Source organism: Sorangium sp. So ce295 (assembly GCF_051527405.1).
Classification (GTDB): Bacteria; Myxococcota_A; Polyangia; order Polyangiales; family Polyangiaceae; genus Sorangium; species Sorangium cellulosum_B.
This window is the reverse complement of sequence record NZ_CP150324.1, coordinates 7,736,603-7,748,180: the sequence shown is the minus strand read 5'-3', so window position 1 is coordinate 7,748,180 and position 11,578 is coordinate 7,736,603. Positions and strand designations below refer to the sequence as shown.

Sequence of the window (11,578 nt, the reverse complement as noted above, 5' to 3'; positions counted from 1 at the left end):
CGTCTGGACAGAGCGGCTGTCGATCTCGCCAGCACACCTTGTCCACGGCCGACCTCGCTGCTCACGTTGGTTCATATAGGGTGGACCTCGTTCGACGTCCGTCGATGCCGACCGGGTTCCGGCGGATTCGGCGAAGAAACTCCGGGAGACGCTCGCGCCCGGCCGGCTCCGTGCCGGCTCCGTGGGGATCGGCTTCAGGGAGCCGGGCAGGCGTGCGCGGGCTCGACTCTCGCGGGGCGGCGGCCGAGCTCCGCCTGCGTGTTCGATCCAGCTACAATCTTTTATCGTGGCTGCTGTCGCGGCGACCGAGCGAGTCGTGGTGAACAGCAGCGAGTTGACCTCTGGCACGGCCGGTGAGAGGGCGGTGACGCGGACTTCGTCGGCGCTCGACGCGCGCGGGAGCCGGGAGCGTTCCTTGTGCGGTGAGCGACGATTCAATGCTTTTCAATCCTTTGTGGAAGGAGCACGAAACATGCTGAGGCAACTGGCGACCCACATCGTTTTGCTCGCGCTGGCGGCGGCTGGTCCGGTCGCGTGCGGGGGCTCGGGTGACAGCCCCGCGGACGCCGGCAGCGTCGCCAGCGGGAGCGGCGGCGCGGCGGCTTCCAGCGGACAGACCTCGGGAGGCGGCGCGACCGGCGGAGGCGGAGACGGTGGAACGGGCGGCAGCGCCTCGGGGAGCGGCGGCGCGGGCGCGGGCGAAGCGGGCACCGGCGGCGCCGGCACGGGCGGCGCGGGTGACGGCGGCGCGGGCGCGGGCGAAGCGGGCACGGGCGGCGCGGGCGACGGCGGCGCGGGCGGCGCAGACACGGGCGGCGCGGGCGGCGCGGGCACGGGCTGCCCGGGGACGGGGGGGATCACCTACACGCTCGCGAAGGTCGCCTCGCCGACGGCGGAGCAGCAGTCTGCGTACGACAAGATCACGAGCGCGATGGATGAGGCGCTGTCGCACTACAACTGTCAAACGAGCATCGAGAAGCGCCTGTCGGTGTCCTACGTGCCATCGGTCGCGACGGCGGACGGCAACGTCAATGGGTCCATCCGGTTCGGCGCGACGAGCTCCATGAACTACATCACCGCGATGCACGAGATCGGTCACACCCTGGGGGTCGGCAGCCGTGAGTTCGGCGCGCTGGTGGTGGACGGCGTCTTCACCGGCGAGGCGGCGACGCGCCAGCTCAGGGCCATCACGGGCAACGAGAGCGACGTCGTGCACGCGGACACGCAGCACTTCTGGCCGTACGGCCTCAACTACACGACCGAGGTCAAGACGACGGACGATCTCGTGAACCACTGCAAGATCGTGGTCGCCATCCGCGAGGACATCGGGTTCTGACGGAGGGATTCCGCGGGGGCGAACCGTCGCGATCCGTCGGATCGAGTTCGCGGTGTCCAACCGCAGCGAACCGTCGCTTTCGCTGAGGTTTTTGGGAGGCGTGGATCCGGATCGCAACAGCTCGGAGGGCATGGACCCAAGGTGGGCCCAACGAATAGGCGTTTGCGGGACTGCCCCTGAGCAGCAGCGGCGGCGAGGTCCCGGCGCAGTCCCGTAAACGTCGGGTTGGACCGGGCCGGTTCGCGGCCGGGCGGGGCGGTCGCGAGGGCTATGAGGATCCTGCCCGAGAAGGCAGCAGAGGGCGGGCTCGGCGGGGCTCGCACGCGTGGTGCATCCGGCCGCCACGACGTTGGGCGCAGACGCGCCGAGACAGAGCGCGGTGTCGACGGAGGCCCAGTAGCACGCACGCCACCGACATGGACGGCGCAGAGGGCGGATCGATGCCTGACCGCCGCGCAACGGAGGTGGTGTTGTTGTTCTCGCCCATGCCAGCGATGCTCATGACGTGTCCGGAGGAGCAGCGGAAGAGGCGACGACGCACGACGGCAGCGGGCGGCGAGCCATCGCAGCCTGACCGCAGCGAGGACAGATGGACAGGTCGATCCCCATGAGCGCGGCGAGTGTTACTGAGCACCGTCGTTGATGCCCGATGGTGCGCCTGTCGATCCAGCTCTTTGATGGCGGGGCGCTCGACCCACCGGAGAACACCATCACCGAGGCGGATCAGGCGCGATGACGGAGGTGTCCGGGGGCAGTAAGCTGGCGGGGCGCTCCCCGGAAGTGGCACGATCACCTGGGAGATCCGACAATCGCCGACGCCGTCCTCGACCGCATCGTCCACAACGCCGCCGCGTCGCGCTGAAGGGCCGCTCGCGCCGCAAGGGCAAGGAGACCACGGGGATCACCGAGACCTGAACCCTAGACCCCCGACGGACCAGCGTCGCTTCGCTCCGAGGGCGATCACTATGCGCGATCGCGGTGATCACGATGGCGTGATCTGCGTGATCACGATGGGCGGTCTCCGCAGTGCGACGGCGCCGCCAAACGTGCGACCGATCGTGGTGGCGCTCTGCGCTCGCCCGGCAGAGCCGGATGGCACTTTGGACGGAGCGGGGCCGTTACGCGAACTGGTGGGAAGGAACCGGCGAGCCCGACGCCGGTCGTGGCCTCGGTGAGCTTCATCGGCGACCGCGGGGAGCCCGCCGCGCGCTACGCCCCTGCATCGGCTCAGACGTCGTCGCCAAGCGCCTCATGCCCGCCTCTTCGACTTGCCACCGCCACGTCCCGGTACAGCGGAAACAGCGTGCCACCCCCGAACTCCCGGGGGCGCTCGTCCGCCCAAGCTCGGGCATGATGCCGTTGACGCCCGTGGGCCTCGTGATGTTCACTTCCCTGCGCATGTCCGACGAACTCACACTACCGTCCGCAGAACCGGCGCCCCTCCCGATGCTCGACGAGCGGCTTGTGCAGTGGATGGCCGTTCAGGCACTGCAGGATCAGTACGCTCGCCTGGTGGAGGGCGGCGCCGATATTGACAAGGGCATCGAGCTGTCCTCGCTCTTCATCGATCTCCCAGTGTCGGTCTCGCACGACCTCGACGGCGTCCCCGAGCGCACGCGGTGGGCGATGCCCTTGCTTCTCGGCATACCCACAACACCGCGCGACGGCCGCCCCGCAATGACGCCTTTCGAGACCGAAGACCGTCAGCGTTGGCTCCTGGTGGGTGGCCCTGGGTCGGGTAAGAGCACGCTTACTACCATGGTTGCCCAAGCGCTGCGCTTGCCCTGGATCGAGAACCAGGTCGGCGTACTTCCCGAACCGGTACGCGAAGCCTGGGAACGTGCGCGCGACGGGTTAGTTAAACTCGCGACCGCGGGAAGGTGGAGCGTCGCTCCGACCGCACTTCCGCTTCGGGTGAACCTCCCGTCTCTGGCGCGCTGGATGGCGTCGCGGAGCTTCGATGCGGCGTTGTCCTTGTGGGAGTACCTGGCAGCCCGTGTCGTCGACGACCTTGCGAGCATCAGGATACCGACGGAGATGTCGTCGCACACGCTGCGTACATTGGTCGATAGCGCGGGACGCGTCGTTTGGATTCTAGACGGTCTCGACGAGGTGCCATCCTCAGCGGGTCGCAGGCGCGTAATAGAAGTCGTCCGTGCCGCGGTTTTCAAGGTCACCCGCTGTGGGCACGGTATGTTGGTCGCCACGCGCCCACAAGGATACGAGGGCGAGTTCGACGACCTGAACATCGTCGGCCTCCAGTCCCTGCCAGCAGAAGTCGCGCAAGCGTACGCCACACGTCTTCTGCGATCGTGGTTGGGTGGCAGGTCCACCGAGCTCGCTGAGCGTCTTGAGAGGATGCGGACCGAGTTCGCAAAGCCTGAGATCGCGGAACTGCTGCGGACGCCGCTCCACACCACCATGGCTGCACTGTTAATCGCTGGCCGCAGCTCGCTGCCAGCCGCCCGTAGCAAGCTCTTCGAGCACTACTTCAGCACTATCTTCCGGAGGGAGCTAGACAAGCCCTTCGAGCACGGTATTCAGGACGTGGACGAGCCGATTCTTCGTGCGCTTCACGCACAGGCTGGGCTCGCGCTGCAGGTCCGATCCCAGGCGCAGAGCGGCGCCCGATCGTCCCTGCGGCGACGCGAACTCCGGGCGATGCTCACGGCGATTTACACGGAACTCGGAAACCACGGGGACGACGTGCGCACGCACGTCGAGCGGATAATGCGCTTCGCGGCGGATCGACTCGTGTTGTTGTTACATTCAGCGGAGGGCGAGTACGAATTCGGCGTTCGCTCTCTCCAGGAGTTCTTCGCGGCCGAGGCCCTCGGAGACGCAGCGACGGCGACAGTGCGCGCTCGTCTGGACGTGATCGCGCTCGACCCGCACTGGTCCAACGTCCTGGCCTTCGTGGTCAGCAGCCACGGACAGAAGACCGGCAAAGACGACCGTGAGCGTGCGCTCGTGCTTACGGAATCGCTGTGCCGCGATCTGAACGCAGGGAAGATTGGGGGAGAGGCGGCAGCGCGCTGCCTCCTTGGGTCGCGCCTGGCGCTCGCCATGCTGCTGGAGACAGCACGCTACGGGCAGCCGTGGCTCCACGAGCCTCTATGGGACATCGCGCTGGAGGCCGCTGCCGCCCCAGCGCAGAGCACGGTTGCACGGGTTGCACGGGAGATGCGTCGACACCGTTATGTCAATGTCGGAAGCGACGATGTAGAACTACACACGCGTTTGGGCTTGCTCGCCGCGAACTGGGTGGGGAGTAATCCGGGACGTCGTCAACAACAGGTGCTTCAGGAAGCGAAGACGTGGTTCGTGAAAGACGGTGGAGAACGCGCGAACGGCTGGCGGTTGCTCCACGGGATGTTACTCGCTGAGTTGCCCGATGCGCTCCGGGTAGCGGATGAGAATGCACCCACCACGAAGGAAGCAGCACAAGAGATCTACTCGGTGCTTGCTGGGGAACGCACTGCTCGCCCGCCGCGTTGGCTGCGCAACCTCGTGAATCGACATGCCGCGTGGTTTCCCCCTGGGTCTCTCATGTCTGGGATTCATGAGTTCGACGAGGAGGAAGACTCCGTCGCTTTCAGAATTTTGAAGCTACTGAGAGAGAGCGAGCTAAGGCGCGTGCGCCTTTCGTTGGAAAATACACCGCGCGTATGGCCCGGCAGTCTTGGCTCTATCGAAACGAACATCGAGGAATGGCAAAAGATCGAACCGCTCATTCCAGACGAAACGTCAGCGTGGATCGCCTGGAAGCGTGTTGCACGGTTCATGGCCGATCCATCGCCTTCCTCCCTCGCCGACGTGTTCGAAGCGGCAGCGGACGAAGACGCGCACGGCGACTTTAAATGGGCCTCGTACTCGCTTCCATGGCCAATCTCTGTCGGCATGGATTACGCACAAACATCGCCAGAACTGCTGACGTTGTCAAAAGACGCTCGCGAAGGTCGGTTGGGAACTGTCGCCGACTGGCGCGCGGCAGAGACGCGTTGGCGAAGCGGCTCATTCCCAGTACTCGACGAACTCGGGTACTGGCTTGAGGCTGGCGGGCCATGGAACCGCGACATCGCGTCGCGTGGCCAAATCGTACTGTGGTGGTTCCCTGGACCCCACCCCGATGCGGAAGCTGGCATACGCGACGTCTTCTCGTGGTTGTTGCAGTGGATCGAGCGTCGCACGCTACCGCCTCGCAGATCGCTCGAGCTTTTGACGCAGATCGACTCTGGTGCCGTTTTAGTCCCGATGTCTGTCGTGAGGCTTGTCCAAGCTGTCCACGAGGACTACCTTACCGCTCTGGTGCCTAACTTAAGTGGTCCCAACGCCGAGGAGTGGTTCGCTCTGCTTAATGAACGTGGACAAGTTGCCAGTCTTCTTGGTGGCCATATTAACTTGGGCGAGTTTGCTTTGCGCAAGCGGGCGCCTGAGATAATGGATGCGCTAATTGGGCGCTTGCGCGAGTACCCTCAGCAATGGGGACTCATGTGCACGCTCATGGGGTTACTTCTTAGACGACCAAATCACGACCTCTCCGGGCTAGTGCTGCCCGAGCTTCCGCCTGATGCGCCCCCCCATGCCTTCGCGATGCGCGCCTGTCTTGCGCTCCACGCCGGGCAGGTCGCCTCCTCGGAAGTTGCGCTGGTCGTCCGGCAGATTCGCTTCGAGGACGGCCAAACCTGTCGCGACCTCCGCGAGTGGCTCGCTAACGTACTTCTCGAAATGACACGCACCGACTCCGATGCAATAACTAAGCTACTCACGGCGCTTGATACCCAACCGGCGCCCGAGATTCACCTCCGTGATGCCCTGCTCGGTGCTTTGTTCGCTCACCTGTGTCGGCCTGCCACTCCCGCGTTTGCCTCCGCGAACGCCTGGCGCGAGCATGAGTTCCCGGAACCGTTCTTAGCTGCTCTCCCGCCGCCCCCGCCGCCGCCTCGTCTTGTCCGCATCGCCGAACTCAGCAATTTACGACTATTTAAAGAGGTGCCGGTCGTTGACGTGCCGTTCCCGCTCCCGAGCGGCGAGCAGGGCCAGTGGATCGTGCTGGTTGGCGAAAACGGCGTGGGTAAGACTACACTGCTGCGTGCACTGGCGTTAACGCTCGCATCACCATCGGTGGCTTCGAAGCTGCTTGATGAACGACTTCCGATGGTGCGGAACGGCGGCGAAGGTCGCGTTTCGATCGAACTCGACACCGGCAAGTTGACTGTCTCGGTGCGGCGCGGAGAACGCACCGAGCTAGTTGAGTCGCTCTCGGGGCCCGACGCCGCACGCCCGTGGGTGGTTGCCTATGGCGTCCGCCGCGGGAACGCGCGGGGAGAAAAGGATCGCGAACCAGAGATTGGCCCCATCGGCGAGCTACACACGCTTTTCGATCGTCCCGCGTCGCTTCACAATGCGAGTCAGTGGCTCCGAGATCTCGACGCGGATGTCCTGCGCGAGCAAAGAAGAGCCCCGAAGAGCCCCAACGCGCCACCTGGGCCGCGTGAGGGGGTCTGGAGATCCGTACAACTCGCGCTCGAGGTGCTCCTAGGCGTCACCAAGGTTGAGGTCGACGATGATGGCATGGTCTACGTTCGTCATCCGCAGTTCGACCGAGTGCGCCTCGACGCTTTGAGCGACGGCTATCTCACGACCGCCGGATGGATCATAGACATGATCGCGCGTTGGATTGACCGACAACAGGAACTGGACGAGCCTGTGGGTGCTGATGTACTGCGCCAAATGTGTGGGTTCGTGCTCATTGACGAGATCGACATGCACCTGCACCCCATGTGGCAGGTGCGGATTATCGATGACGTGCGCCGACTCTTTCCCAGGCTCAGCTTCGTGGTTACGACACACAACCCCCTTACACTTCAGGGCGCTCGGCCCGGCGAGGTGTACGTAATGCGTCGCGATGGGGGACATATCGAACTCGCCCAGCGAGACATTCGTCCGGGTCAGGACGTTGACCGCGTGCTCTTTGAGCAGTTCGGCGTGGAGCACACATTCGACCGGGAAACCCGTGATATGCTTTCACAGCACCGAAAGATGCTAGAAAGCGGCGTCCCCTTCGACGACCCCGAGCGCAAAAAGATCGAAGCTCGACTGATGGAGCGGTTTGGCGAGGTCGGTGGCACGCTGCGTGGCGAGCGCCGCGACGCGGCCGGGCCCGCAGCACCGCTGCGTCCAGAGGAAGCTTCGCTCATGGCTTCGTTCCTGAAAAAGAAGGCGTGAGGGAGAACAACACCATGATGCCTTGGAAGCGCCCTGTTGCACATGAAGACTTCGCTGGCGATGCCGACAAAGTTCTGGACGATGTTCGCGCGGAAATCACAGGGCGGAACGGTGTGCCACACGGCGACATGTTCAAGAACCGAGAGTTGTGGACGGCCTCATGGCAGCGCGGGAAGCAGCGGAGAGGGCTCCACAAGGAGGCGTTGCTGGGCCACGAACTGTGGTTGCCGAAGTGTGTCTGGTGCGAGCAGCAGCGCCCAGGGAAGCGAGAACTCGACGTGGAGCACTACCGACCCAAAGTGCGGATCACGGAGTGGGTTGGCGAACCTCACTTCGTGAGCGACACGCCGCCGCGTGAAGTAGACGTCGGTCCTGGGTACTGGTGGCTCGCATTTCACTGGAACAACTACTCGCTGTCCTGCAAGACCTGCAACCAGGGATGGAAGCGAAATCTCTTCCCGGTTACTCCGCCGCGCCCGACGTGCGTCGAAGGCGTCGAGGCTACTGAGAGACCACTTTTGCTGGACCCTGGATCGGCTTTTCGTACACGCGATCACTTTCGTTGGACGATAGACGGATTTTTGGCGCCTATGTCCCCCGAGGGGTACGCGACAATTGTGACCTGTGGACTTAACCGGAACGATCTCGTTGTCCGTCGTAGCAAGATCGCATTGAAGACATCGAAGGCTCTTGACGATTTCGTGAAGGCTCTTCGGTGCCACGACGTTAACGCGCAGCGCCGCGTGTGGCAGGAACTCGGAGAACTCGGATCACGCTCGGCGGAGTTCACGAGCATGGTGCGCTGGCTCGTCGAAGAGCGTCTGCACCATCCTTGGGACGACCTCGAAGGCCTGCCCCCGTGAACGGGATGCGCATTCGGGACAGCGGTCTGAGCCCAAGGAATCTACCGGCCCGGAGAGGTTCGCGTTGGCGAGATTCGCCTTGGAGAGATTCGCGTTGTGCCACGTCGCAGGGTCATGGGGCCACCCCGTCGCAGGGTCATGGGGCCAGGGGGGAGACGCCGTGATCGGTCTCGACCATGCCCGAGACCGCGAAGCGTGTCGAGGTCCCCGGAGCCGGGCGCGCAGCGACCGGCGACGTCTCTCTTTTCGCAGGGTCATGGGGCCACCCAGGCCCCCCGGTAGATCCCGAGCAGGGTCAGCGACGCTCAGGAGCAGGCAGGTACACCCCGCCCCCGGCGACACCCGCGCTCCCGTCGACGAGGGGGGCGAGGCACGCCGATCGGAGCGAGGGGTCAGAGGCGCGGCCCCGGGCTCGACGTCCTCGCCGGGGCCGCAGCGGTCATCGCCGCCTGCTGCGTGGGTGGGAGGGCGGCTTGCTGCGCGCGGGCACCGGCGCGGCCGTGGCGCTCTCGTCGAGCTTCGGCTTGAGCCGCGGTCTGTACGACTCCCCCTCGATGATGAAGTCGAACGCCGCGTTCTTGAACCGATCGACGGCGCTCTGCGCGAGCAGCACGTCGTCGAACATCGCGAGCCACTCGGCCGTGTCGCGATTGCTCGTGACGATCATCGAAGCGTTGCCTGTGCGTTCGAGGAAGAGCTGGTACACGTCGCGGCTCTCTTCCTTGTTCATCGCCTCGAGCGCAAAGTCGTCGAGGATGAGCAGGTCGACGGTCGTGAGCGCGATCATCTCGGCGTCGCGTGAGTTGTCGAGTCTGCTCTGGCGCAGCCTGCGCAGCATCGCGTCCGCGCGCAAGAAGCGCACGCTGTAGCCGTGCTGGCAGGCGAGGTGTCCGAGCGCGTTCGCGAGGTAGGTCTTGCCCACGCCGACAGAGCCGAGGATGACGATGTGCTTGTGCTCTTCGAGGAAGCGTAGGCTCGTGAACCCTCCGAGCAGACGCTTGTCGAAGCTGACCTTCGCGGTCTTGTCCCAGAGCTCCAGGCGCATGGCCGGGTCGAGCCCGGCGTCGCGTACGCGGCTCTCCGTCGCGCTGGCCTCGCGACGCGCGATCTCGTCGGTGAGCAGCATGAGCAACGTAAGCGCTGCATGAAGCGCCGTCGGCCCCAACCTCGGTCAGCTGGTGCAGGATGGGGGCGATGGAACCGGCTCGGTCAGCTCGTCGCGCGCTGCTCTTCCGCGGGAAGCGGAGGCGGGACGGTGATCGGCCCGAGGGCGAGGTTCAGCTCGTCGGCGACGAGCCGGGCGCGGGAGCGCGCCCAGTACCTGGGGGCGAGCTCGAGGTAGCGGTCCCGCGGCCAGTAGGGCATCGCGCGAATGACGTCGGCCAGGTAGGCCTCCGGGTCGAGCCCGTGCAGCTTGCAGCTCGCCACGAGCGAGAAGAGGTTGGCCGCGGCGGAGGCGTGGTCGTCGCTGCCGAAGAAGAGCCAGGACTTTCTCGCAACCGCAATGGATCTGAGCGCTCGCTCGCTGGCGTTGTTCTCCAGGCGCAGCCGACCGTCGTCGAGGAAGCGCCGCAACGGCTGCTCTTGGTTGAGGGCGTAGCCGAGCGCGGTGGAGACCAGGCCGCGCTCGCGAGGACGAGCGTGCTCGGCCCTGGCCCAGGCAAAGAACGCGTCCACCAGAGGGCGGACGACGGCATCGCGGCGCACCTTGCGCTGCGCGGGCGCAAGATCCGCGAGCGCGCGATCGGCAGCGAAGATGACGTTGATGCGCCGCAGCCCCTCGACACCGAGCTCGTGCTTGCAGACCGCCGCCTCCCAGAAGTTGGTACGGCAATGCGACCAGCATCCGACTTCGGTCGGGGGCGGACCGCGCTTCTCGTCGGCAGCAGCGCCTCTTGGTGGTGTGCCGCGGAAGAGGGCGTCATAGATGGCGTGAGCGTCAGCTTGAATATACCGAGAGAAGCCGCGGAACATCTCGCAGACCGCAGCGCTGGTATGCTTGGGCTGGTACTCGAAGAAGACGTGATCCTTGTCCGCGAGGACGACGAAGAAGTGTCCCTTGCGGCACGGCCCGGGCTTCTTGTCCTTGCGCTCCTGGATGGGCCCAGGCTGGATGGAGACCCCGGTGGCGTCCGTGGACAGGCAGAAGGCGGTCTCGAAGGCCTCTTTGCGCGCGGCCTCGACGATGGCGCCCAGGGTCGCACCGACGTCTTCGGCGTAGCGGCACATCGTGCCGCGATCGAGCGACGCGCCCTGAAGCTCCAGCTGCTGCTCCAGTCGATAGAACGGGACGCCGAGCAGGTACTTGCTGGTGAGGATGTGCGCAATCATCGACGGCGCGAGGAACGACCGCCGGAACAGCTCTTTCGGAAGCGGCGTCGTGATGAAGACCGTGCAGGTCTCGCCCTTCGGCGCCGGCGGCGGCGCGTCGAGCGAGGGCGCGTCGAGCGCTGTGGAGGAAGCGCTCGGCTCGCCGGCCGCTGCCGTGCCCTCCGGGCTGACGCTCGCAGCGGGCGTCGGCGTCGGGGCGTCTCTCGCGACGACCTGGAGCGGGGTCGCTTCCCCCTCGCCAAAGCTGCTCGCATCCGTGACGGACCGCTCGGCCTTGTACACGACGCGTGCGAGCACGATGCGGCGCATTCCGCCGCGCTCGTAGCCGAGTCGCGAGGTCTCCTCGACCCCGATGCGGGTCGCCGTCGCGTCGAGCTCGGGGCAGGAGAGCTCAATGCGGACGACGGGCAGGTCGGACTCGGACAGGTCGCGACGGCCGTTGCCGCCGGACCTTCGTTTCGGCCCCTTGGGGTCGTCGCGCTGCCGCTCGTCGCCCCTGTTGCGCTCGGCGGCGTCGAGTGCCTTCTCGAGGCGCTGGACCTCGAGGAACATCGAGTCGAACGCCAGCTGCTCCGCGCTCACCTCGGCGCGCTCCGCCTTGGCCACGAACAGTCGACGTCGCAGAAGCTGCAGCTGCTCGAGCGCACGGGTGTAGGCGCGCCGAAGCTGCGCGAGCGCATCGCGCGCTCCCACGAGCTCGCTCTTTGCCGCGGCGAGCTCCGCTTCGAGCTGCGCGATGCGCTGCTGCTCGGCCGAGAGCGTCGGCTTGGCGGCGGCGTCGTGCACGACGCCGCTCTACGTAAGCCGCGCGTACTTGTCG

The 11,578-nt window shown here is 65.7% G+C and carries 5 protein-coding genes and 1 pseudogene; 4 read left to right on the top strand and 2 right to left on the bottom strand.

Features of this window, described 5'->3' with window-relative positions; all coding sequences use genetic code 11:
- Positions 1-472: 472 nt before the first annotated feature.
- The 4 genes and pseudogenes from WMF11_RS29360 to WMF11_RS29345 all read left to right on the top strand — a co-directional run bounded on the left by WMF11_RS29360 (position 473) and on the right by WMF11_RS29345 (position 8,427).
- Complete coding sequence (locus WMF11_RS29360) at positions 473-1,336, top strand: hypothetical protein (protein ID WP_437973046.1); 864 nt, start codon at positions 473-475, stop codon at positions 1,334-1,336.
- Positions 1,337-2,120: 784 nt separating this feature from the next.
- A pseudogene (locus WMF11_RS29355) lies at positions 2,121-2,198 on the top strand (hypothetical protein); the annotation flags it as partial.
- Positions 2,199-2,686: 488 nt separating this feature from the next.
- A complete protein-coding gene (locus tag WMF11_RS29350; RefSeq protein WP_437973045.1) occupies positions 2,687-7,564 on the top strand; it encodes an AAA family ATPase in 4,878 nt (1,625 codons plus the stop codon).
- 14 nt (positions 7,565-7,578) lie between these two features.
- Positions 7,579-8,427, top strand: a complete 849-nt coding sequence (locus tag WMF11_RS29345; protein WP_437973044.1) for a hypothetical protein — start codon at positions 7,579-7,581, stop codon at positions 8,425-8,427.
- Between the two features lie 439 nt (positions 8,428-8,866).
- On the opposite strand, the gene WMF11_RS29340 is transcribed toward WMF11_RS29345, so the two are convergent.
- Together WMF11_RS29340 and tnpC are read right to left on the bottom strand one after the other, a co-directional pair.
- The gene (locus WMF11_RS29340) at positions 8,867-9,553 is read right to left on the bottom strand and encodes an ATP-binding protein (RefSeq protein ID WP_437973043.1); all 687 of its coding nucleotides are present in this window, start codon (positions 9,551-9,553) and stop codon (positions 8,867-8,869) included.
- 83 nt (positions 9,554-9,636) lie between these two features.
- A complete protein-coding gene (tnpC, locus tag WMF11_RS29335) occupies positions 9,637-11,544 on the bottom strand; it encodes an IS66 family transposase (protein WP_437973042.1) in 1,908 nt (635 codons plus the stop codon).
- Positions 11,545-11,578: the final 34 nt, after the last annotated feature.